The sequence below is a fragment of the Clostridiales bacterium genome, assembly GCA_015243575.1.
GTDB lineage: Bacteria > Bacillota > Clostridia > Peptostreptococcales > Anaerovoracaceae > Anoxybacterium > Anoxybacterium hadale.
Genome location: CP042469.1, coordinates 4,215,185 through 4,239,771 on the forward strand (window position 1 = coordinate 4,215,185; position 24,587 = coordinate 4,239,771).

At 47.4% G+C, this 24,587-nt stretch carries 21 protein-coding genes; 18 read left to right on the forward strand and 3 right to left on the reverse strand.

Annotation, left to right across the window (positions count from 1 at the left end):
* Positions 1–47: 47 nt before the first annotated feature.
* The 8 genes from FRZ06_18485 to FRZ06_18520 all read left to right on the forward strand — a co-directional run bounded on the left by FRZ06_18485 (position 48) and on the right by FRZ06_18520 (position 12,142).
* Entirely contained in the window at positions 48–1,343 is a 1,296-nt protein-coding gene (locus FRZ06_18485) for an MFS transporter (GenBank protein QOX65196.1), read from the forward strand.
* Between the two features lie 134 nt (positions 1,344–1,477).
* Positions 1,478–3,802 carry a methyl-accepting chemotaxis protein gene (locus tag FRZ06_18490; GenBank protein ID QOX65197.1) on the forward strand — a complete coding sequence of 775 codons (2,325 nt, stop codon included), beginning with the start codon at positions 1,478–1,480 and terminating at the stop codon, positions 3,800–3,802.
* A gap of 218 nt (positions 3,803–4,020) precedes the next feature.
* Positions 4,021–5,979, forward strand: coding sequence for an FAD-dependent oxidoreductase (locus tag FRZ06_18495; GenBank protein ID QOX65198.1), 1,959 nt, complete (start codon positions 4,021–4,023; stop codon positions 5,977–5,979).
* A 205-nt stretch (positions 5,980–6,184) separates the two neighbouring features.
* On the forward strand, positions 6,185–7,084 hold the full coding sequence (locus FRZ06_18500) for a LysR family transcriptional regulator (protein ID QOX65199.1): 900 nt from the start codon (positions 6,185–6,187) through the stop codon (positions 7,082–7,084).
* Between the two features lie 378 nt (positions 7,085–7,462).
* Positions 7,463–7,702 (forward strand): acyl carrier protein, encoded by a 240-nt coding sequence (locus FRZ06_18505; GenBank protein QOX66008.1) that lies wholly within the window; start codon positions 7,463–7,465, stop codon positions 7,700–7,702.
* 30 nt (positions 7,703–7,732) lie between these two features.
* Positions 7,733–9,493: a CocE/NonD family hydrolase gene (locus FRZ06_18510; GenBank protein ID QOX65200.1), complete on the forward strand. Its 1,761-nt coding sequence runs from the start codon at positions 7,733–7,735 to the stop codon at positions 9,491–9,493.
* Between the two features lie 89 nt (positions 9,494–9,582).
* Positions 9,583–11,064 carry an FAD-dependent oxidoreductase gene (locus FRZ06_18515; GenBank protein QOX65201.1) on the forward strand — a complete coding sequence of 494 codons (1,482 nt, stop codon included), beginning with the start codon at positions 9,583–9,585 and terminating at the stop codon, positions 11,062–11,064.
* A 133-nt stretch (positions 11,065–11,197) separates the two neighbouring features.
* Positions 11,198–12,142 (forward strand): flavodoxin family protein, encoded by a 945-nt coding sequence (locus FRZ06_18520; protein QOX65202.1) that lies wholly within the window; start codon positions 11,198–11,200, stop codon positions 12,140–12,142.
* Positions 12,143–12,286: 144 nt separating this feature from the next.
* On the opposite strand, the gene FRZ06_18525 is transcribed toward FRZ06_18520, so the two are convergent.
* Both FRZ06_18525 and FRZ06_18530 read right to left on the reverse strand, forming a co-directional pair.
* Positions 12,287–12,937: a 4Fe-4S dicluster domain-containing protein gene (locus FRZ06_18525; protein QOX65203.1), complete on the reverse strand. Its 651-nt coding sequence runs from the start codon at positions 12,935–12,937 to the stop codon at positions 12,287–12,289.
* A 14-nt stretch (positions 12,938–12,951) separates the two neighbouring features.
* Positions 12,952–15,075, reverse strand: a complete 2,124-nt coding sequence (locus FRZ06_18530; protein ID QOX65204.1) for an FAD-dependent oxidoreductase — start codon at positions 15,073–15,075, stop codon at positions 12,952–12,954.
* Positions 15,076–15,547: 472 nt separating this feature from the next.
* On the opposite strand from FRZ06_18530, the gene FRZ06_18535 reads away from it, so the two are divergent.
* From FRZ06_18535 to FRZ06_18580, 10 genes are all read left to right on the forward strand, one after another.
* A complete protein-coding gene (locus tag FRZ06_18535; GenBank protein QOX65205.1) occupies positions 15,548–16,546 on the forward strand; it encodes a phosphate acetyltransferase in 999 nt (332 codons plus the stop codon).
* A 129-nt stretch (positions 16,547–16,675) separates the two neighbouring features.
* Positions 16,676–17,779, forward strand: a complete 1,104-nt coding sequence (gene buk / locus FRZ06_18540) for a butyrate kinase (GenBank protein QOX66009.1) — start codon at positions 16,676–16,678, stop codon at positions 17,777–17,779.
* Entirely contained in the window at positions 17,779–18,162 is a 384-nt protein-coding gene (gene acpS, locus FRZ06_18545) for a holo-[acyl-carrier-protein] synthase (protein ID QOX65206.1), read from the forward strand. Before buk ends, acpS begins: the two co-directional genes overlap by 1 nt.
* A gap of 45 nt (positions 18,163–18,207) precedes the next feature.
* Complete coding sequence (locus FRZ06_18550; GenBank protein ID QOX65207.1) at positions 18,208–19,374, forward strand: MFS transporter; 1,167 nt, start codon at positions 18,208–18,210, stop codon at positions 19,372–19,374.
* 87 nt (positions 19,375–19,461) lie between these two features.
* Positions 19,462–20,355, forward strand: a complete 894-nt coding sequence (locus FRZ06_18555; GenBank protein QOX65208.1) for an alpha/beta hydrolase — start codon at positions 19,462–19,464, stop codon at positions 20,353–20,355.
* A 9-nt stretch (positions 20,356–20,364) separates the two neighbouring features.
* Positions 20,365–20,739 carry a hypothetical protein gene (locus FRZ06_18560; protein QOX65209.1) on the forward strand — a complete coding sequence of 125 codons (375 nt, stop codon included), beginning with the start codon at positions 20,365–20,367 and terminating at the stop codon, positions 20,737–20,739.
* Complete coding sequence (locus tag FRZ06_18565; GenBank protein ID QOX65210.1) at positions 20,720–21,073, forward strand: hypothetical protein; 354 nt, start codon at positions 20,720–20,722, stop codon at positions 21,071–21,073. Before FRZ06_18560 ends, FRZ06_18565 begins: the two co-directional genes overlap by 20 nt.
* 444 nt (positions 21,074–21,517) lie before the next feature.
* Positions 21,518–22,240: a lipoyl(octanoyl) transferase LipB gene (gene lipB / locus FRZ06_18570; protein ID QOX65211.1), complete on the forward strand. Its 723-nt coding sequence runs from the start codon at positions 21,518–21,520 to the stop codon at positions 22,238–22,240.
* Entirely contained in the window at positions 22,237–23,097 is an 861-nt protein-coding gene (lipA, locus tag FRZ06_18575; protein ID QOX65212.1) for a lipoyl synthase, read from the forward strand. Before lipB ends, lipA begins: the two co-directional genes overlap by 4 nt.
* On the forward strand, positions 23,063–23,968 hold the full coding sequence (locus FRZ06_18580) for a hypothetical protein (GenBank protein ID QOX65213.1): 906 nt from the start codon (positions 23,063–23,065) through the stop codon (positions 23,966–23,968). The genes lipA and FRZ06_18580 overlap by 35 nt, the downstream gene beginning before the upstream one ends.
* A gap of 40 nt (positions 23,969–24,008) precedes the next feature.
* Here the strand turns inward: FRZ06_18580 and FRZ06_18585 are convergent, their stop codons facing one another.
* Entirely contained in the window at positions 24,009–24,455 is a 447-nt protein-coding gene (locus FRZ06_18585; GenBank protein ID QOX65214.1) for a methylglyoxal synthase, read from the reverse strand.
* Between the last annotated feature and the right edge of the window lie 132 nt (positions 24,456–24,587).

Below are 24,587 nucleotides of genomic sequence, written 5' to 3' on the forward strand. Positions count from 1 at the left end.
TTGTTTTTATTAATATTTATCTAATAATACTAATGGAGGAAATTTTTATGGCGAAGAGTCAAAAGAAAAGTATCATCGGAGGCTTCAGCAGAAGCGGATGGGGAGTAATCATTTATTGCGCTGCGATGTTCTGGTTCTATGTGGGAATGGTCAACGACGGTTCCAATATCACAGCACCTGCCTTCGCGGAAAAAACCGGTATTGATTATTCACTGGTTCTCAGCATGGGAACCGTTGCCGGGCTGGTTGGATTTATCTTTTTTCTTATCTTTGGTCAAGTCAATATTCGTATCGGAGCAAAAAAGACCTCTGGAATCTGCCTCTTTCTAGCAGGTGCATTCTACATCGGGCTCGGTCTGGCCAATTCTTTGCTGGTCTATGCCATTTGCCTTTGTGTCATCACTGGTTCGGTCATGTCAGGCGGGTATATTGCAGGCGGCACCCTGGTTGCCAAGTGGTTTCCTAAGAAGAAGGGAATCGTAATGGGTTATACCACAATGGGACATAACCTGGCCTCTGCTTTCTATGTTCCGATGATTGCCTTTTTAGTCGCGACATTAGGACTTCAGAAGGGTGTCATGGTTCCCTCAATTTTAGTAATTATTCTTGGAGTCTTGGGGCTTTTGCTGATCAAGAACACCCCCCAGGAAAAGAACGAATTTCCTGATAATGTAACAGAGGAAGTTTACAAGAAGGAATATTATGTAGGCCATGAAGAAGATGTCACAGGAGGCTGGACTGCCGGAAAGCTGCTTACCAAAAAGGAATTTTGGCTTGCGGCGGTTACCACAGGAATCTACCAGCTTGTAACGGTTGGTGTTATGACACAGCTTGTAGTCAGAAACATGCAGCTTGGCTTTACTCAGGTTCAGGCGATTTCCATCATGACGGTACTTGCCGCAATTGGTGTATTCGGTTCTTGGCTGTTCGGCGTGATCGATCAAAAATGGGGAACAAAGAAGGCAATGTTTGTCTTCGGTATTTGGTATATTTTTGCTTTAGCAAGCAACATCACTGAGACAAAAGTAGGAATCTACCTTTCTGTATTCATGATCGGTATGGCCATTGGAGGCTCTGCCAACTTTACAACCTCTCTGCCTGCTGCCATTTTCGGACGTCATGGTTTTGAAAAGGTTAACAGCGTAATCTTTCCGGTTCAGGGAATTATCACTTCCATGAACTTTGCCCTTAGCGGAGCGTCAATCGCTCTGACAGGAAGTCTCAGAGGAGTATATGTAACGTTTATCTGCGTACTTGTTGTCAACTTGATTTTAATTCATTTTGTTAATGAACATAAATATAATAAAGATTTCATGGTTGAAAACCATGAAATGGATAACTAATAAAACCAAATAAACAAGTCCAGACCGTAAAATTTTCAAGATTAATACGGATGACTCAGGAAGAAGCAAAGATACCATCCGTCAGGATGGTATCTTTGCGTTGATCGGATCAATAGAAAAATGGAGGGATTTGAATGGAATCGAACAGCTACCAGAAAATCAGAGGAGGACTGATCCGAAATGCACTGTTGACAGGGGCTTTTATGGCAATCATTGGTCTTTCAGGGGTTTACAGCTTGATTATATCAGGCGCTGCGCCCCAGGGGGCAGGATTTTACAAAGTGATAATTATGGCGGCAGCACTGACGGCAATTGGAATATTCGTTACTGCTATGGGAAGTGTCTCACTCGTACGTATGATTTTCCGAAACCTTTGTGAGGATGGAGACAGTCTCACCGATGACGACCCAGTGGAAGATGGAATTCTGTCCGAAGGCTTGGGGCTTGGATTACTTGAAAAGCAAGTAATCCGGATTTCTGAGGAAGTTGCTTCCGGCAATTTCAGTGCTAGGGCGGCAGATTTTGAAAGCGAGGAAGACTCGTACAGGGAAATTCTTCTGCGCTTGAATCAAATCCTTGATATTACAACGGAGCCCTGCCGTATCGCCTCTGCTTGTCTTGCGCAAATCCGCCTTGGGCAGACACCTGATAAAATAGAAGGGAAGGGGCAGGGAGACGTTGCTCAATTGTTCTCAGAACTCAACGGATGCATTGATGTGTTGGATTTACTGATGAGGGATACGGAAGTATTATCCCGGGAATTTATGAAAGGTAATTTTGAAGTTAAAGCTAATACGGAGGCGCATAATGGAATATATGCGGAAATGCTTTCAAATCTGAATAAGGCATTTTCTGCTGTCGTTTTTCCTTTGCATTCGGCGGCACAGCGGATTTCCAAAATCGCGATCGGTGTGATTCCAGAAAAGATGATGGAGGAATATCAGGGAGAATTCAATGATATCAAAAACAGCGTCAATGCATGTATTGACGGATTAGAGGCGGTTAACGAAGGGAGTAAGATTCTTCGCCAGATGAGCAAGAATAATTATTCCATGACAATGGACGGATCTTATTTAGGCATCTATGAAAAAATGAGACACAGCATCAATAATGTAATTGCAACTGTAAGGGATGTCATAGAAATGGTTACCGATGTGGCTGACGGAGATCTTTCGAAGCTTCATGAGCTGAAAGCCGTGGGTAGGCGGAGTGAAAATGATACTTTGCTGCCGTCGCTCATACGAATGCACGAAACCGTGAAGCAGCTTGTGGAGGAAACCACACTGATTTCAGATTCTGCTGTCGCGGGAAGGATCGGTGTCCGGGGTGATGCCAGTAAATTCAAGGGTGAATTCAGGGCTGTGGTAGAAGGTGTTAACGAGACTCTGGACGCATTCGGAAAGCCTATGGCCGAGGTACTGGGGGTTCTTGAGCAAATGGCACAAGGAAATCTTCAGGTTGCAGTGGAAGGAAACTACAGAGGCGATCACGGCTTGCTCAAGGCTGCCTTGAATGAAACCTTGTGGAATCTAAGAGCTTATCTGAGGGAAATATCGGAAGTCCTGGCACAAATCAGTGACTGTAATCTTGACCTTGAAATCACCATGGTGCATAAGGGAGACTTTACTGAAATCGGAGACTCTTTGAAAAGCATTATCATGACATTAAATCAAGTGATGGGTAATTTCGAACATGCGGCTGACCAGGTATCGGCAGGATCAAGGCAGGTATCCGACGGCAGCCAGTTCCTGGCACAAGGCTCCACGGAGCAGGCCAGTTCCATACAGGAGCTTTCTGCTTCTGTTTCTGAAATCGCCGAACAAAGCAAGGATAATGCTTTGAAAGCGAAGGAGGTTTATCTGCTGGCGAAAGAGGCTCGTGACGGAGGTGGCAAGGGGAAAGAGACCATGCTGGAAATGCTGCAGTCTATGAAAGAAATCAGCGATTCCTCTGTAAATATATCTAAAATCATCAAGGTGATTGATGACATTGCCTTCCAGACCAATATTCTTGCCTTGAATGCAGCGGTAGAGGCTGCCAGGGCAGGTCAGCACGGCAAAGGCTTTGCTGTGGTAGCCGAAGAAGTGAGAAGTCTTGCGGCGAGAAGCGCAAAAGCCGCAGAGGAAACGACGGAGCTCATTGAAGGATCCCTAAGAAAGGTAAAGGTCGGAACAGAGATTACCAACGAAATCGCCACAGTCCTAACGACCATTTCAGAGGGTGCCGTCACATCAACGGAAAAATTGAGCATTATCGCAAAAGCCTCCGAGGAGCAGGCGCTCGGAATTGCTCAGATCAATCAAGGAATCGACCAGATCTCCCGTGTGGTGCAGAACAATTCGGCGACAGCAGAACAAAGTGCTGCCGCCAGCGAGGAGCTATCGGCACAGGCAGATTTGCTGAAAAAAATGATCGGCCAGTTTCAACGCTCCAAGGAAGTAATTTATCAGCTACAATAACATTAAGACGGCGGCGGAGGGGTTCCTTCCGCCGCCTGTCTTTCTACTGCGGCCAGCGATGTCTCATGAGCCTGCTTCGGTGTGTTATATTAATAACAAAACAGAATAAGAGAAATATGATATCGGTATTTTTTAAACAATGGGCCTGCTGATACAATGGAATATAGTAGGAAAGTCATTAACACATGTTGTAACATGATACGGAAAGGACTGTAACCATGAGCGAAAAGTACGAACGACTGTTATCACCCCTGAAGGTCGGAGCACACACCTATAAAAACCGTATGATTGCATCGCCGATCTACTGCGGGCCATTTGTAAAAATACCACCCCTTCGGAAAATGTTTTTCCACGAATTTGCCGGCAGAGCTGCGGGAGGATATGCTCAGGTGACCATTGGCGAAACGGCCGTAGATTTCGAATTTGCCAGCAGAGAGCCCTTTCCGCCCATCGATTATACCAATCTAAATGACCCGGCAGCAGCAGATTTGAAACGCGTGGCAGATGATATAAAAAATCATGGAGGCAAAGCGATGATTGAGCTCTCTCATTGCGGAGAGTCCATGCTAAAACTGCCGGGGCTTAAAAATCCCATAGGCCCTACAGGCTTCCTGAGGGAGGATGGAACCACCATCGTAGAGATGGATGAGGCATTAATGGAAGAGGTGATCGACCATTTTATAACTGCGTCAAGATTCATGAAAAACATTGGTTTTGACGGTGTTCTGATTCATGCGGGACATGGCTGGCTTCTCCATCAGTTCCTATCTTCAAGAACCAATAAACGTACCGATGAATATGGAGGAGCTCTTGAAAATCGCGCCAAATTTCCTGTACGTCTGATCAAAGCGGTGCGGGAGGCAATGGGGGAAGACTTTCTTCTTGAAATCCGCGTCAGCGGCGATGAGAGGACCGAGGCCGGAATGGGCATTGAAGAAACCGCTGTATTCTGTAAAATGATCGAACCCTATACCGATATCATCCATGTGTCTGTGGGGCTGTACCGCGACCCAATTCTCAGCGGACAATTTTCGTCTCTTTATCATCCCCACGGTCTCAATGCAGACCTGGCGGCGGAGATCAAAAAAGTTGTAAACATCCCAGTAGCGGTGGTAGGAGGCATTACCTCACCGGAATTGGCGGAACAACTCCTTTCGGAAGGCAAGTGCGATCTGGTGGCATTCGGAAGACCGCTTACCGCTGATCCTGATTTTGCCAATAAAGTGATGGCAGATGAGGGAGATGACATTGCCAAATGTCTTCGATGCTATAAATGTTTTCCCGGCCCCCTGGAAGATAATCTGGATCAGCTTGATTCCATCTTCGGCTGTACGGTCAATCCCAACGCCTTCTTCTATGACACGGAGCTTTTAAACCGAAAGCCGGAAAGACCGCGGAACGTACTGATTATCGGAGGAGGGATTGCTGGAATGGAGGCTGCCGTCGTGGCGCATGACAGGGGACACAACGTAACCCTTCTGGAAAAGACGAAACAGCTCGGAGGATTGCTGCAGTTTGCTGATACGGATGCTTATAAAGGAGATTTGGGCGTCTTCAAGGATCTTTTGGTCAGACGAATCGAAAAACGGGGAATCAAGGTTGTCTTGAATCACGAATTTACATCGGAAGACGTTGCAGCTTACAAACCAGATGCCGCAATGATCGCAATCGGTTCTCTGCCAGTGATTCCTCCCATCCGAGGAATCGAGCATGCGGTCAAGGCCCTGGATGTATATGGGGATATGGAGAAGATCGGCGGGAACGTTATTGTCATCGGAGGAGGACTGGTGGGCTGTGAAACCGGACTTCATCTGAGCAAAAACGGGCGTAATGTCACCGTCATTGAAATGCAGGACCAAGTGGCGCCGGATTCCTATGTGATGCACCGCATCGCTCTGGTTCATGAGATGGATCGGAGGCTGAAATATCGGACTGGTCTGAAATGTACGGAAATTACGGAGCATGGAGTCACTGTGGCGGACGGGAACGATCATACGGAGCAGCTGCCCTGCGATACCGTGGTGTTTGCGCTGGGGATGCAGGGTCTTACGGAACAGGCGGATGAATTTGAAAAGATGCTGGATGGAATCGAAACCTACAAAATAGGGGATTGCGTAAAAGCCTCTAAGGTTTTTGATGCCATGAGACAGGCATATGTGGCGGCGCTTTCCCTATGATATTACGGTTTTCCTCAAGCGTCTGTAAATTCTAATCCCTTGATCTGACTGTGGTAACCGGGAGTAAAGACTGGATTGTACCCGGGGATTATGATATATTAAAACCAACAAACTGGAATCGGCATAGTAACTCGAATTCGCTTCCGCATCGGTGGATCAATCGCCTTGTCCGCTGATGCGGGGATTCAAGAAATGAGGTGTTACCTTGGGAACCAGACAAGTAACAATGCTGCAAATTGATTATTTCCTGGCGGTTGCTCAGTATCTGAGCTTTACAGAAGCTGCAAAGATGCTGTACACGTCACAGCCGTCTGTCAGCAAGCAGATCTCCATTTTGGAAAAACAACTGGGGACGGATCTGTTTTACCGGACAAAGCGCTCGGTTCATCTGACGCCTGCTGGAGAAGTTCTTTTGAAAGAACTTTCCGGAATCAACGAACATATTGATCAGGCTATCAAAACTGCAAAGGATTCCAACCTGTGTCAGTACAGCACCATCAATATTGGTTGCCTGGATGCACTTGATACTGGTATTTTTCTCAGACAATTCGTTAATAAGTTCAAATGTGAGCACAAGAATATCAACTTGAATTTTGAAAGACACTCCTTTAAAATCCTCAGGGAAAAGCTTCTGAACGGCAGCCTTGATCTGATTTTCACATTGAGTTTTGAGATTGACAATACCCTCGGATTGAAATACAAGTCTATCTTTAAAACCCACAGCAGTATCATCATTTCAAAGGATGATCCGCTGGCAGAAAAAAGTAATGTGACGGTGACGGACCTGAGGGGAAGGGATTTTGTCATGATTTCCAGAGAAGAATCTCCACATGGCTTTGATGCTGTTGTCAGATTATGCAATGGATATGGATTCAGCCCCAGAATCGTAAAACAGATGCCGAATATCGAATCCATTTTGCTCTGCGTTGAGTCTGGGGTGGGAGTAACCATTCTTGACTCAACGATCCGTCTTCCCAACCCGGGACACTTTAAGCTTTATACCATTGAAGAGGATTCATTGGATATGCTAGTTGCCTGGAGAAAGGAAAACATCAAGCCTTCCATGTTGGCCTTCGTGGATGAGCTGCAGAGCAGTACCTCGTGACGAGACTTCCTCATAAATAGAAAATAATTTTTAAGCCTAAAGAGCGCTGCATCCTGCGGCGTTTTTTTGTTTCCTGAAACATTGAGAATCGCTCGTGGACAATGGAGTTTCGAATTAACGTTACCTAATACGCTATAACACTTAAAACTTGGTATTGTAAGGATTTAGGTGTGACAGAGAACTGGATTCATATCCAAAATGAATGAATGTCATGCCTTGTCAGTATTATGAGATTCGGCAAAGGATTGTTAAAATATAGATAAGTAAATTAGAACTACGGCACCGGAAGATGCGCCGCAATAGCGGTTCAGATTTATTTCAACCGCACCCTTAGACGCTCAGCCGGGCATAGCAAAACAGGAGTAGAGAACCATGGAATTGAGAGAAGAAATATTGCAGACGATCATCAAGAGAACTGCGGATGTAATGAAAAAAAATGCTGATGAACTGAATGCGGACTCCAGCTTCGAGGCCCTTGGCTTCAAATCAGGGAACTACGTTCAGGTCACAACGGTTCTTGAGGATGAATTTGAGGTTGAAATCCCTTATATGGATTTCAAGAGAAGAAAGACCTTTGGAGAAGCGGCAGAATACGTTGAGCAGCTTGTGGAAGGTTGAGCTTCGTGCTTAATTATGGGAGGTGGAAGAATGTCTGAAGGAAATGATATTAAAATCTTCACAAAGAAAGAAGTAATCAAGGGAGAAGAGCTCGAAACCTGCTACCGTCAGTCGAGAGTTCCCGTGGATCCTGATGAAAACCTGGATCTGTCCAAGCTGGAGGGAATTGCGGCGACAGCGCATGGCTTCTGTGCCAAGTTTAACCAACGCACGTATAAGACGGAAGACGGCATCATCTGCGAGCAGGACGTTCCGGTAACTATGAGAGACGGCACTGTAATCTATACAGATATTTACAGAAAAGAGGGGGAAACCAATGTCCCCTGCCTGGTGTCCTGGAGCTACTATGGGAAACGTCCGGGAGACGGAATGTCCGAGTGGCAGGTTATGGGAGTACCTCCGGGGACCATTTCCACTATGGCAAAATTTGAATCACCGGACCCAGGATACTGGTGCCATCATGGTTATGCGGTGGCCAATGTAGACCCAAGAGGTGTAGGTCATTCCGAAGGGGATATCAACCTTTTCGGCACCCAGGATGCGCAGGATGGATATGACTTTATCGAGTGGGCAGCGAAGCAGCACTGGTGCAATGGAAAAGTAGGCATGAGCGGCAATTCCTGCGTTGCCATGACCCAGATCAGGGTTGCGGCCCAGCAGCCTCCTCATCTTGCTTGTATTGCTCCATGGGAAGCAACCACGGACATCTACAGAGAATCCATCTTTGAAGGAGGCGTTCCGGCGCTCAGCTTCAACGAGTTCATCGTAGCATCTCTCACCGGTCCAAGTCTGGTGGATGATCTTGTAGCCAACGCCAAAAAATATCCGCTGATGAACCAGTACTGGGAAGATAAGATTCCAGATTTCAAAAGTATTAAAATTCCGGTGTACGCGGCAGCTTCCTGGCATCATTTCCATCTACACGGAGCCTTCAATTCGTTCCGGAAAATCAGATCCACCAGAAAATGGCTCAGAGTACACAGAGAGCAGGAGTGGCCGGATCTTTATTCTCCCGCCAACATTGAGGATTTGAAACGATTCTTTGACCGGTACCTGAAGGAGATTCATAACGGCTGGGAGATGACACCAAGATACCGGATCGAAGTGATGGACGCTTATGACTGCGATTATCAGACAAACCGCCCGGAAAAGGAATTTCCACTTGCCAGGACCGAATATCAAAGATTTTATATCGATGCGGCGAACCAGTGCCTCGCCACTCAGCCTTTGGAAACGGAAGCCAGCGTTTCCTACGACAGCGCGACGGAACAGCTGGAACTGGATTACACCTTTGAAGAGGATACGGAAATCACAGGATACATGTATCTGAGACTTTGGGTGGAATCAAAAGAGCATGATGAGATGGATCTCTTCGTCAACATCCAGAAGGCCGATGAAGATGGAAACTGGCTGCCAGCGTATATCCTTGGGGAGCCTCATCCGGGGGCATGGGGCAAGATGAGAGTATCCCACAGAGCGCTGGATGAAAAGCTCTCCACCTCCTTTGAACCGGTTCAGTCCCATCTCAAGGAAGAAAAGCTGAAAAAGGGAGAGATTGTTCCGGTTGATATCGCCATTGTACCCATGAGCAAGATCTACCATAAGGGACAGAAACTGAGGGTACAGATCGCAGGAAGGTACATCAGAGAAGGCTGGTTTGAGCCGCTGAGCTGGGAAACGGACAACAAGGGAAGCCATATCATTCATGGAGGAGGGAAATATGATTCCTACCTTCAGATTCCGGTCATTCCTCCTAAGTATAAAACAAAGAACGGGTACATGTACCGATAAAACCAGTCGTTTGAACTGCATGCGATAAAACAATCGCTTGAAACGTGTACATGAGCTTTAAGAATTATTAATCAATAAGGAGTTAAGCTATGAAAAAAATGGATGCAGACATTATCATCGTCGCAGCCGGATTATCGGGGTTGGCCGCAGCCGTTGCAGCAGCGGAAAAGGGCGCATCGGTCATCGCCTTTGAAAAGGCAAACACTACCGGCGGTGCAGCAAATATGGGAATGGGCCCGCTGGGGATCGGATCGAGAATCCAGAAGGAGCACATGGTTGCCCTCACTCCGGGAGAAGCCTTCCGAAAGCACATGTATTTCACCCACTACAGAGTGGATGCTCGGATCGTCAGGGAGTATTACTTTAAGTCCGGCGACACCATCAACTGGCTTCAGGATATGGGTGTCAGATTTGCAGGCGTTCAGCGGGCGTTCAGCGCACCAGAGAATACGAGACCATATTCAGACGGCGAGTTTACCTGGCACGTCGTTCTTGCGGAGGACGGAACTGTAGGACCACGATGCGCATCAGCAATGACAAAGGCGCTGACGGACAGAGCCAACGATCTTGGCGTTCAGTTCATGATGGAAACCCCGGTTAGAAAAATTCTCACAGAAGGAGGCGAGGCCATCGGAGTCCTGGCGGTGGATAAGGACGGAGAAGAGATCGAGTGTACCGGCGGTGCGGTTATCGTTGCGACAGGGGGCTTCGGATGCAATCCGCAGATGATTCAGGAAAACACAGGATACGAGTTCGGAAAGACTATCTACAACTTCGCAATTCCAGGAATGGACGGCGACGGGCTGAGAATGGCCTGGGAAGCAGGCGCGGGAAAGACACAGAGCACCATGGAACTCATGTATCAGCTGCCCGACAATATGAATCACTTTATCCTGGATGGCGCATTCCGTCAGCCATGCCTTTGGGTTAACAAGCTCGGTGAACGGTTCATGCCGGAAGATCAGATTGCGAATACTACCTTTACAGGAAATGCTATCACTGCACAGCCTGATATGGTAGCCTACTCCATCTTTGATGAGAAGCTGCTGAACCATTATAAAAAGGACGGTGGAGACCTGTACTCCCATGTCCATCCCCATGATCTGTACGATCATTTTGACATGCAGTGGAAGCGGGATCTGGAAGCCGGATATGAGCCGATTTGCGAGGCAGAGTCGGTGGAAGAGCTGGCGGAAAAGGCAGGGATCGATCCTGTCGGCCTTGCAGATACCATCAGGGAATATAATAAGATGTGCGAAGCGGGGTATGATGAAATCTTTGAAAAGGACAGAGCATATCTGCAGCCCATTGGAAACGGCAAGCTTTACTGCTGTCGTCAGAATGTGGGCGCTTACGGCTCTCTCGGCGGGATTCTTGTAAATTACAAAATGGAAGTCATGGCGGGAAACCATAAGGTAATTCCGGGACTTTATGCTGCAGGTACTGACGCATGTAATATCTTCGGCGACAGCTACCCCTTCATTTTATCAGGAAACACCATGGGATTCTGTCTGAACAGTGGACGAATTGCCGGGGAACGGGCGTACAAGTTTGCCTTTGAGGAAGAATAAACCGATACATTACTTCAATAGCGCAGAAGCTTCTGCTGCAATGGCCTATGAGCCGCCAGTGTATTCTGAAGTTGCTCCAACGGGTTTCTGCGCTGTATAATCGTTGTATCTATAAAAGATAGGAGTTATAAAAATGGCTGTAAAAATCATGGGAATTACTGCCGGTAGGCATGACGGAAACTCTGAGATTTTATTAAAACAATCACTTCTAGCTTGTCAAGAAGCCGGAGCAGAGGTTACACTGGTTAATTTGAGAGACTTTAAGATCCTTGATTGCACGGGATGTACCGCCTGCTCCGAAGGAATGGCCAGGGGTAAACGGGTTCCCTGCGTGTTGAAGGCTCAGGATGATAAGGATAAGATCACGGAAGAAATGCTGAAACAGGACGGAGTCATCTTTTCCGCACCTACATATGATTTGTTTCCTTCGGCCAATTATTTGAGATTCGCACAGCGCAACCTGGCGTATGAAACTGCGTTCCTACAGGCCATCGGAGCCATTGAAAAGAAGGATAGAGTTGCGGGGCTGATCGCGGTAGGCGGTTCGATGGATTCCTGGCAGTCCATCGCAATGCCTGCGATGCAGGCCACAACCTTTACAAATTCCTTCCTTGTAGTGGATATGATTCTTGCAAAGCGTGTTCCCAGTGCAGCGCAATGTCTTCTTAATGATGAATTGATGGAGCGTGCCTACCAGATGGGAGCCAACATCATGACAGCGATTCATACCCCTGTGGAGCAGCGCAAATGGCTGGGGGATGAGGATGAGGGCTGGTGTCCCAACTGTCACTCCAGCGCCCTTGTACTGGGACACAAACAATGGGACGGAGTGCATTGGCCCATCGAATGTCAGGTTTGCGGAGCCGGCGGAGATCTGGAGAAGACGGAAGACGGCAAATGGAAATTTGTCATAGCAGAAGACGGTCTCAGCAGAGACCGGACCACCGATGAAGGCAGAGAATTCCACCTAAAAGAGATCGGAGCTACCCATGGACTCTTTTATATACCGGAAAATCAGATGCTCATAAAAGAAAAAATAAAGAAATTCAAGGAATTGAAATTCCCCGGGTTAAAGTAAGATAGAAACCATAAAGACCCGCATGATACTACATTTGTTCAACGGTCAATCATTAAAAAGAAGCGGCTTAAAATAAACCGCTTCTTTTTAATGTGTCATTATGGTGTGCGAATAAGGAACCCCAGAGCCTAAGCCGGGGGTGTATTATTCTTCACCACCTGGTCTGCGTCGGCGTCTTGCACCTTCAGAGAAGGAACCGACCGCAATCGGACTTTCCGGACATCTGGGCTTCATAGCGCCTGCCTTCAGAAAAGCATGCTCCGGACAAATATCAAAGCAGGCACCACAGCGTGTGCAACGTTCGTTATCCACAACATGGATAAGCCCCTGCTCTCCTGCAATTGATTTTACAGAACATACGGAAGCGCATTGATTGCAGCCTGAACATTTTGAGGGATCCACATGGACCGTATAATATGCCCCGCAAACGAGGGCAGAACATCGCTTTCTGGTAAGATGAGCGTTCCACTCATCACTATGAGTGCTTAAGGAGGTCTGGATCAAAAGGGCTGTCTTTCCCGACAGCTCACAATCAGCTGCCAGAAGAATCATATCACTCAATTCCTTCAGTAATTCAAGATCTCCGTTTTTCCCTTTGTCAATTGTTATATCTCGAATGATTTGCCAAATCTGATTCATACCGTCACGGCACAGTGTGCCTTTGCCGCACGATTCCAGACGGGCAGAAGCAGCAACGTTCAATGCCCAGTCTACAGGACAAGTCTTGTCTGCCAGATTAAAAATTTCATTTATTTCCGGTAAAAGAGCACCGGTTTTTCCACAAATACTCATCATTGAAATTCCCCTTTTTATTTATACTGATATGAATTCCACAGCCTTACCTTTTGCAGCTGATTCCGTAAATCGCACTGAAGACACCGCTCTGCTTCGCAGCCAGCCTGACTGCAGCTGATTCCAAGGTCTACGAGACGAAAGCTGTCCTGGCGCTCCTCCGATCTGAGAATCGATGCTTCCGCCCGGGATTTTCGGGCAAATTCCTCAACCGTTCCGATATGGGGGCTTGGGGTCTCTTTTTCCAGAAGAACTTCACTGATATCGCCGCTGCCGCCTAAATAACGATCGATTTCACTTGCTGCACTCCTGCCTCCCACGATGGCATCAATGACAGCCTTTGTTCCCGTAATCGCATCTCCTGCGGCGAAAACCCCTTCCAGTGAGGTGGAGTGGTCTCCGGAAGGAAGCACAGGATAACCAAATTTGTTCAGCTCAAGGCCAAATTTCGGTGTCAGATCGGTTTTTTGCCCTGTGGCAAAGATGATGATGTCAGAGGGGATCACAGCTTCCGTACCCGGAATCGTATCGACCACTAGCTTTCCTTCCTCGAACCGGAAGGATTCCACGTCGATGACCTTCACCCCCGCAACCTTACCTGGGCTTCCTTCAATGGAAAGATTGGCTTTCCCCGCATAAATCCGGACGCCTTCTTCCTCAGCCTGATGGATTTCCTCCCTATCAGCCAGCATTTTATCCTTTGCTTCCAGGCAGATGACGTTCACCGAAGCCCCCAACCGCCGAGAAACCCGCGCAGCATCGAAGGCCACGTTGCCTCCGCCCAAAACAGTGATGATTTTTCCGGGCTCAATCAAGGAGACCTTGCCGTCGAAGGCTGCCGCTCTGAGAAGCTCCACAGCCGTCAGGGAGCAGCCAAGTTCATACCCGGAAAGAGGAATGCTTTTTCCTGACTGAGCTCCAACCGCAACAAGCACCGCATCGTAATCCTGCTTCAATTTGCCGACGTTCTCAATGGTATGGTTCAGCTCGATTTTTACCCCCGTTTCTGCGATGGTGGTAATCTCCTTTTGCAGATCGGCTCTGGGCAGCCGGTAGGCTGGGATTCCTGCGGCCAACATTCCGCCTGCTTTCGGGTTTCGCTCAAACACGGTAACCTCATGCCCGGATTTTGCAAGATAATAGGCGGCGGTGAGTCCACAGGAACCGGCGCCGATGACAGCAACTTTTTTGCCCGTGGAAGGCTTCTGCTTGCTTCGTTCTTTCCAGAGCTCGGTTTTGTCGTTTTCAACTGCAAACCGCTTCAGGTCACGGATGGCGATCGCTTCATTCAGGTCCGTTCGTTTGCAGCCTTTTTCACAATATCGGGTGCAGACATAGCCCAGCGCGTGAGGAAAGGGAAGCTTTTCACGAATGACAGCCACGGCTTCTCCGTACCGACCTTCTTTGACAAGACGCACATAGCGGGGAATATCCGTATGGGCGGGGCATTCTGCCTGGCACGGGATTAGCGCCTGTTCTCTGGGAAGGTCCTTTCGAAATATGCCATCTCGATCCTGAAGAGCACCGGTGGGACATACTTCAACACAGGCTCCGCAGAAGCGGCAGCCTGAATCTGTAAGAGGCAGATCCTCTTCTGTGCCGATATAGGCTTCTGCATCCTTCTTCTTGTATTTCAGAACGCTGACGCCCCTAAGATCCTGGCAGACTCTGACGCAGCGGCCGCATTGAATACATCGCTCCATTTCCCGATCGATCAGAGGGTTTTTCGTGTTGATCCCTATGGCAGTTCGATGAACCTCTCTCATGCGAACGCCGGTGGCGGACAGATACTGCATCAGGGATTGTAGCTCACAGTTCAGATAGCTGCGGCAGCTTGTACAGTCATGAGGGTGCCCCGCAAGCATCAACTCCATAGACAAACTTCTCATTTTATCGATGATAGGAGATTTTGTGATGACTGTCATGCCGTCACGGGCCTCGGTGTTACAGGCGGTAACCGGCAGGCCAGCCTTCCCGTCCACCTCCACAACACAAAGCTTGCAGCCACCCTGAGGATGCAGATCGGGATGGGAGCATAGATGGGGAATATAGATATCCGCTGCTAGAGCCGCTTCCAGAATGGTCTGACCGGCCACGGCAGTAACGGGAATATGATCGATGATCATGTTAAGGGTTTCCATATTTTATTACCTTCCTTGTTGGGTTTTCATCTTGGAATTCAGAAAAAGCATTGAAAGAAAGGATCGAAAGCACCATAAGTAAGCATTTGTAAAAAAGTATACATGACAAAAACAGAAAAACAAAAATGGATAAGGCATCAGCCTCTCCGTAAGGCGAGGAGGCTGGCACTTTCATTCCAACGTTGATTTCATTATATACATCCGGTGGAATTTAATAAAGGAGATGTTATTCCCAATTCATATCCAAAATGAATTAGTGTCATGCTATGTGGATATTTTGAGAATGAACGGCAGATTGTTAAAATGTAGATAAGCAGAAAAAAGACCTAATGAACAGGATTCATTAAAGAATTGGGAGCATAAAACCAAGCGAAGTAAAGCGGCAAAACAGAAAAACAGAAAAAAAGCAAACCAACAAAGAAGAATACAATGAAAAAGGAAAAAGACCATCCAGCAAGAAAGGAATTACAATATGGACAGTGTTTTTATGGAGGGGCTGATCGCAAAAGCCAAGCAGAATCCCAAGTCGATCATCTTTCCGGAATCGGACAATGCCAAGGTTTTGCAGGCTGCCGCAAACGTGGCAGAGCTGGGAGTAGCCTTCCCTATTTTAGTGGGGAAAAAGGAAGTTATCTGTAACTTTGCCGAAGAGAGCGGCATCCCATCGGCAGCCTTCCGCTTCATTGACAATGCAGACGAAGAGACCGCAGCCAAAATTGTGAAAAAATATCTGGCCCTGAGCGGAGACCTGACGGAAAAGACATTGATTAGAAAGTCTAAGGACCCACTGTATTTTGCTGCGGCCTGTGTGAAGGTTGGCGAGGCAGATTGCCTTGCGGCAGGAAATACTTATACAACTGGGGAGGTGATCCTTGCCAGCCAGATGATGATCGGTATGCAGGAGGGAATAGAAACCATTTCCAGCCTGGGTATTGTGGAAGCCCCCGGCTTTGAAGGGCCAAATGGAAACCTTCTGGGAATCACAGACTGTGCTGTGTGCCAGAATCCCAATGCCGGTGAGCTTGCGGATATTGCATGCGCATCTGCTGACACGATTCAAAATTTGCTGGGATGGGATCCGAAGGTGGCGCTGATCTGCTTCTCGACTGACGGAAGCGGGCAGCATGAAATAACCGAAAAAGTGGTCGAAGCCGTAAAAATTGCGAATGCAAAGCGACCCGATCTCGACATCGACGGGGAATTTCAGCTTGATGCTGCAATCAATCCGAATGTGGCGGCAAGAAAGGTAAGGCGAGAAAGCAGGGTTGCGGGAAAAGCCAACATTATTGTATTTCCCGATCTCAATGCGGGGAATATCGGGGTCAAGCTGATCCAGACCTTTGGAAAGGCCTTGGCTCATGGCCCGCTGCTGCAGGGATTTGCAAAGCCCGTTACGGATTTTTCCAGAAGTGCCCCGGTGGATGAAATTGTCGGAAATCTCGTGATGCTTGTTCTGAAAGCAGGAAGATAAAAGAAACGAAAGATAAGAAACAGATTAAGAAACAGATTAAGAAACGAAAGATAAGAAACGATAGATTAAGAAACGAAAGACAAGATCAGGAAGATAAGAAAAGGAAGAAAGGTGTTTTGAATGAAAACCATGGGAGACGAATTAAAGATTCTGACGATCAACCCCGGATCCACATCCACCAAGGTGGCCTTGTTCCAAGACGCGGAGGAACTATTTTCCGCTAATATCGCCCATGAAGCCGGGGTGTTGAAAACCTTCCCTGAGATCAACGATCAGTTTGATTATCGGAGAGAGACCATCCTGAAGGTTCTTCGGGAACATGAAATCGACCTGCGGGAGGTGGACGCCTTCTCCGGCAGAGGCGGCGGACTGGTTGCCCTGGAAGGCGGTACATATGAGATAAACGAGAAGCTGTTGGAGCACGCCAGAGCGGGCTTTACCATCAAGCATCCTGCCATGCTGGGAAGTCAGTTGGCTCATTCTTTTGCGACACTGTACGGAAAACCAGCCTTTGTAGTGAATCCGCCGGATGTAGATGAGTTTCAGCTGCTGGCCAGAGTTACCGGCTTGAAGAATGTCACGAGAGAAAGCCGGGTCCATGCGCTGAACCAGAAGGAGATCGGACTGAGATATGCCCAATCCATCGGGAAGAATTATGAAAATCTCAATCTGATCATCGCCCATATCGGCGGCGGGGTGTCTGTAACCGCCCACAGAAGAGGGAAAATGGTGGACTCCAATGACGTAGCAAACGGAGACGGGCCTATGGCACCCACAAGATGCGGATCCATACCCGTTCATTCCATCGTAAAAATGTGCTTCTCTGGTGAATACACCGAGAAGGAAATGCTTGACAAAACCACAAAGACCGGCGGTCTGGTAGATCATCTGAATACAGCGGATGTCCTTTCCATCGTGAAAATGATTGAAGCGGGGGATTCCTATGCAGAGCTGATCTTTGACGGTATGATTTATCAGATTGTCAAAGCCGTCGGCAGCATGGCAACGGTTCTGAAAGGTGATGTGGACGGTATCATCCTCACGGGAGGAATTTCTTATAATGAGCATTTGGTGGAGGAGATCACAGCGGCTGTTTCCTTCATTGCCAAGGTAACGGCAATGCCGGGGGAATTTGAGATGGAAGCATTGGCAAGCGGAGCAATCCGGGTGCTCACCGGTGTGGAAAAGCCTCTTTCCTATACCGGAATCCCCGTGTGGCAGGGTTTTGAATAATGATCGCCGGTATTGGCGTCGATATCATAACCATGAGGCGGTTGGATCAATCCCTGGCATTTGAAGATCCGTTTGTATGCAGGACCTTTACGGAGGGCGAGCTTGCGGAGGCGAGACGGAGCCGGGATCCGGCTAGATTTCTCACATCCAGATTCGCATGCAAGGAGGCAGTTTTCAAGTGCCTAAAAATCAATGGCAACAGTGTTCGTCTAAAGGAGATCGATATACGCACATCCGAGATCGGTTATCCGACCGTTGCACTTCGGGGCAATTTGAAAAAATACGCGGAAGAGAGGGGGATCGTTTCCATAGAAGTGTCATTGTCCCATGAGGATGAGTATGTTGTCGCCTTTGCTGCAGCCCAAACTGACAGCCCAAAATAATAAGCTTATACCTGTTTAATAGTAAGACAATATGAGGAGGAAAAAATGAAAAGCAACAAAACGCTAAAACTTGCAATCCTATCGATTTCATTTCTACTGATGCTGAGGCTCACCATTTCCCCCGCCCTTGCCGAAATCGGCAAAGCCTTTCCTGAAGTAAACCAGGGAACACTGATGAACATGGTTATTCTAGCTTCTGTTATGGCGATTCCCTTCGGATTCATCTCCGGCATCCTGGCGAATTTCATGAAGAAGAAAACGATTCTATATATCGGTTTTATCTTCTATATCATTGGAGGTCTTGGGCCTATGTTTGCGCCGACCTTCAATATGGTTCTCTTCTTCAGAGCCCTTCTCGGCGTTGGGACAGGACTGTTCCTTCCCTTTGCAGCAGGCTTGATTGCGGATTTCTTCCAGGGTGAGGAGAGAGAAAAGATGATCGGATACCAGAGCACGGCTGTTGCACTGGGCAATATTATTACAAGTATCCTTGCGGGTGTACTGGCAACGATCAATTGGAGACTATCCTTCCTGATCTATGCCTTTGCGGTGATCACGCTGATTCTTGTTGCATCCAAAATGCCGGAACCTCTCAAAATTGAAAAACAGAAGGAACAGGGCGGCATGGTAAACCGCAAAATGATGTTTGTCTGCGGTGCAATTTTTATTTATGCAATTATCTATTATGCCTTCTTTGGTTATCTTGCTTTTGTGGTAGACAGCAAGGGACTTGGCAATGCGGCATCTACTGGTCTGGCAACCATGGTAATGACGGCGGTATCGATGATCGCAGGGATCTTCTATGCCCAATTCGTCAGGAGACTCGGGAAGGCGGCACTGCCTTTTATTCTGGTAGTGAATGTAGTCGGATATTATCTCCTTTCCATAGCGGGAAGTTTCTCGATGATCGTTATTTCAGCGGTGTTTATCGGGTTAGGATTTGGGCTCTTGATGCCTTACGGAACCTCCAAGGTTACGAAGGCAGCGCCTCCAGCAGCAGCTGTATTCGCGAACGGACTGTATATGACAGCCGTCAATCTCGGTACGGCGGTTTCTCCCACCATCTTGATTGCAGTGGGAAAAGGGTTTAACAATCCTGACGGGCAATTCATTTTCTTCTGCTGTTCTGTCGCTCTTGCGCTAGGCTTAATCATTTCCATTCTACTTACTCTAGGGACTAAGAAACTGAAAACGGAGAAAGCAGGCAGCTGACAGGCTGTTATAAAAACGGAATGAGTGCACCGAAGGTCTTTGCGGAACAGCAGACGGAGCAGATATTGATAGGTGGTAAGTGCATTGATGGATCATGTTTTAAAAATCCCTCTCGGAAATGGATCCGGTGAGGTTTATCTCAAGGGGTATCCCGCGGAGGGGTACCCTATTGAGGGGTATCCTGCAGAGGGAGTTTCCCCGGATAAAGAGGATCAGCTCCGGCCGGCAGTAATCATCTGCCCGGGAGGAGGATATCTCTGTATTGCGGAACAGGAAGCGGAGCCCGTGGCGCGCCGATTTGCCGAAGAAGGTTTTGTTCCCTTTATCCTCTATTATTCCATCATGGAACAGGCCCGATACCGAACAGGGCAGCCTTTTAAACCTGTTTTGGAATTAAAGGAGGCGTTCCGCATCCTTCATCAGAAAGGAAAACAATGGGGGGCGGATCAGAAACGCATTCTGCTGGCGGGTTCTTCAGCCGGGGGACATCTGGCGCTTCAATACTGCGGCGAAGTCTGCTGCGGCGTGCCTGGGGTCGCTGCTGCGGAGAAACAATCAACCGTAGCCATGAGTGAACCAGCCTTGCTAAGGCCTGCTGCAATCCTTCTATCCTACCCCCTTACAGATTACCGATACCTGAATCAGGACTGGAGTACGGGGGAGGGAGATTTGAAAATCGATCTTCATCGCCTGGCAAAGAAAAAAATTTTCGGCACTGCTGATCCGGATGAGGAGCAGCTCGAAGCCCTTAATATCATTCATCGTCTTGATGAGAATCTCCCACCTACTTTTATCTGGCATTCACGGGATGACGGGGTCATTGATGTTGAAAGCTCATTACGCCTGGAGCGAAGACTGAAAGCGCTGGGAGTGCCATGCAAGCTGCATCTTTTGGAGAAGGGTATCCATGGAGAGCCGTTAGAGAACCCCGCGTGGATTGCAATTGCATTAGAATGGCTGAGAGGGGTTCAAAGATATTAGGAGATAATAATGAGCAACAAGGAAATTGTTTTAAAATTTATAGAAGAATGCTTCAATCGAAAAAATCTGTCCGAGTTAGAACTGTATATGAAGGAGGGCTATATCCAGCATAATCCCACTGTAGCCCAGGGAAGGGCGGGATTTGCGGACTTTGCTCAAAATCGCTTCTTTGCTGCCTTTCCGGAGTTAAAACTGATTGTAAAGCACTGCTACGAGGACGGCAACAACGTAATCTGCCATAATCATGCGGTACTCAGAGAGGGAGAGATAGAAAATATTGTCTTTGATGTTTACCGTCTTGAGGATGGCAAGCTGGCGGAACACTGGGACTGCATTCAGCGTTTAGGCCCGGAGCAGCTGGTAGATGCGGGAGCATTTTTTTAATAATAGGAGGTCGAAATGGAAAGAAAAAAAGGCTTCGGCTACGGATGGGCTATGGTTTTTGGGCTGCGTGCTGGCAGGGATCGGAATCGGCGGTATTGGAAACATACAACCATCTATGCTTGCACAGGTCTTTGGAAGGTATGATTATGCCTCTGCCTCCAGGGTCGTAAATACAGTGGTGGGATTTATTCGGGTCACCTCATTTGCAATTATTGGAATCACGTTGAATCTAACGGGTTCCTTTGACCGGGCCTATATCATCCTGTTAGCTGTTACAGTTGTTTCTTTTGGTTTGGCATATCACATAGATGATACCTGTATTGGAAGACAATAACATACATTCGAGTAGGGTCAATAAATATCTCGAACGTTGGATCAATTGGCAGGAACGATCAGCAGGCCCCTGACATAAAATATAGCATAAGAGGGTGAAAGGGAATGGTGATCAATATGGTTGATTGGTTTATCGGCGGTTTGTTTATTGCGTTCATCATCGGCGTTATCATGTACGCATACTATGAAATACGGACGAGAAAATGAAGGAATCCCCTTCCACTCAGACAACACGGATGTAAGAAGCTGCTCTCAACTGGCTATGTGGCTGGAGAGGGCAGCTTTTTCTATCTCAATCTGTGAAAAACATGACTTGACATGAAAAACCTGACATGACTTGACCTTTCTGCACGATTGTTATAACATAAATCACATACATGAGGCAGAAGCACCGTCTCGGAGCATGCCGCTAAATACCGTTGTTATGCAGAATGGAGGAATCTGAATGCTGCTTAATCTTGTAAGACTTGGACAAATCGATTACCCGGATGCACTGGATTTGCAGAACCGGCTTCTGAAGCTGAGGCAGTTGGATCTGATCGAAGACACGCTGCTGCTGCTGGAGCATCCTCCCGTAATTACAGTAGGGACAGCAGGTAAGGACATCAATATTCTGGCCAATGAGGATTTCTTGAAATCCAAAGGTGTTTCCGTCCACCACATCAGCAGAGGCGGAGATGTGACCTATCACGGCCCCGGCCAACTGGTGGGATACCCCATACTCAACCTGAGACAGCAGGATAAAGATGTGAAGGTTTTTTTCAAAAAGCTGGAAAATACCTTTATTGAGTTGCTGAAACATGAATACAGAATCGATGCGGGAAGAGATCCAAAGTACCCTGGCGTATGGGTAGGAAATGAAAAAATCACCGCGCTCGGCTGTGCAGTGAAACGCTGGGTTACCATGCATGGTTTTGCTTTCAATATCAACACAAACCTGGAACATTTCCAATGGATCAATCCCTGCGGAATTTTGGATAAGGGTGTGACTTCCCTGCAAAAAATTCTTGGACATGCGCAGGATATGGAAGCAATCACAGAGAAAACAGCTGAATATTTTATTCAACAATACGGATATCAATCAAATAATGTGGAGAGAAGTGTTTTCCTGGATCAAGTGGAGAGGTTGACGCAAGAGCTGGAAAGCCGTGAGGAGGAGCAAAGATGAATGAACAGAAACCGGATTGGCTTAAGATAAGAGTGTCCTATTCTCCAAAGATCAATGAGGTAAGTGAGATGCTGAAGGCATTAAACCTGCACACGGTCTGCCAGGAGGCTAATTGCCCCAATGCGATGGAATGTTTTGGGAAGAGAACGGCAACCTTTATGATCCTAGGAAGGGAGTGCACGAGACAATGTACATTTTGCAATGTCTCCAAGGGGCATCCAATGTTGGTAGACGAGGACGAGCCTGCCAGAGTTGCCAAGGCCGCTGCCGAGCTGGATCTAAAGCACGTAGTCGTGACCTCTGTAACAAGAGACGATCTTCCTGATGGAGGAGCGGGCCATTTTGCAAGGGTGATTGAAGAGGTGAAGAAAACCTCGCCGGCAACTGCAATTGAAGTATTAATTCCCGATTTTGAGGGAGATAAGGAAGCACTTGCAGTGGTTGCTGCTGCCAAGCCCCAGGTCATCAATCATAATATTGAAACCGTAAAACGCCTCTATCCATCCGTGAGACCCATCGCCGATTATGATCGGTCTTTGGAATTGATTCAGAGAGTGAAGGAGCTTGATCCTTCTATTTATTCTAAATCAGGATTGATGGTAGGTCTGGGAGAGACTCCAGATGAGGTGGAGGAATTATTGAAGGATCTGCGTAAATCAGATTGCGATATCGTTACCATAGGCCAGTATTTGGCACCATCTGCGCTGCATCATCCGGTGGTAGAATACGTAACTCCAGAGCAGTTTGAAAAATATAAGCTGCTGGCGGAAGGAATGGGTTTTCGGCATGTGGCATCTTCTCCTCTTGTAAGAAGCTCCTATCATGCTGGAGAGGCATTTTCCAATGATTCCATTTGATGCGAAAATCTCTGAGCAACAAGATACCTCTGAGAACAATCAATTGATCTATGTTTCAAACGCAGGGGTCTTATTAAATCTAAACGGCAGGAAGATTCTTATAGATGGATTATGCAGGGAAGGGTTTGACTTATACCGGACAACCCCCGATAAAATGGCAGAGGATATCTTATTGGGCATACCTCCCTATGATGGGATTGACCTGATGCTGTTTACCCACCACCATGGCGACCACTTTGATGCAGAGCTGGTTGCCGCGTACGTAAGAAATGGTGGAAAGGCGGCTATTTTGTCAACAGAAAAAACAGTTGCAGCAGTTCGGAAGCAGCTGGGGAGCGCGCGGCAAGACCAGTGTGCTGCCGCTGTTTCCCGATCCTCACTGGAAGAGAAGCGAGGAGTCTCTGCTTTGCCGTTTGAGGGTGAGGGTCAACTGATTTCTCTTGATCTGGCGCCGGGAGAACGGCATACGCTTCATCTGTCGGGTATTGAAATCGATGCCATCTCTATGGTTCACCTCGGAAAAGAATACGAGAACGTCAGAAACCTTGCTTTTCTCATCAAAGGAAATGTCAAGATTCTTCATGTGGGAGATGGAGCCTATGAAGTTGAGAATTACCAAGGTCTGAAGCTTGATGAAGAAGGAATTGATCTAATGATTGCACCATTTCCCTATGTTAGCCTGCCTTCATCACGAAATTTAATCCAGGAATGGATAAGCCCCAAGAAAATAGCGGTCATGCATTTGCCGCAAAAGGAAAAGGATGAGTATGGATGGACTGAGTCAGTGAAAAAAAGCGCCAAGCGAGCAGACCAATCCTTTCCTCCGATTAGATTCCTCGAAGAACTTGGTGAAGATACTGCCATTGAATGAAAAAACACGGCACTTTGCAGACCGTGTTTTTCTTTTGCTGTTATTTTACCTTGACTGAATTTTGGTAGGTGATGATATGACGCTCGTGCTCACTGTTCATAAGCGGTGAAGTCAAAAGGTAATCGGCAGTAGAACGATTCATTGCAGCCGGTATGTCGTAGAGCACTGCGATTCTAAGGAGTGCTTTTACATCCGGATCATGAGGCTGTGATGTAAGCGGGTCCCAGAAAAAGACCATGAAATCCACCTTTCCTTCTGAAATCATCGCGCCGATCTGTTGGTCTCCCCCCAGCGGGCCGCTCTTATATGGCTTGACCGGCAGGCCGGTTTCTTCAGCAATGAGAGAGGCAGTGGTTCCGGTCCCACAAAGAAAGTGACCGCTCAGAAGCTCTTTGTTCTTCAGGGCCCATTCAATCATATCCTTTTTTCTGTGATCATGGGCGATCAAAGCGATTTTCTTTTGTTTCCCGAGTAAGTTATTGCTCATAGTTCCTCCCTTTAAATATCTGTGTTTATTCATACATAATCATAATACATGGAAGCATTCTGATTATCAAGTAAAAATACGAAAAGACTGGGAGCATTAAGACGATGCTCCCTCAGAAAAGTTTTTTGACAA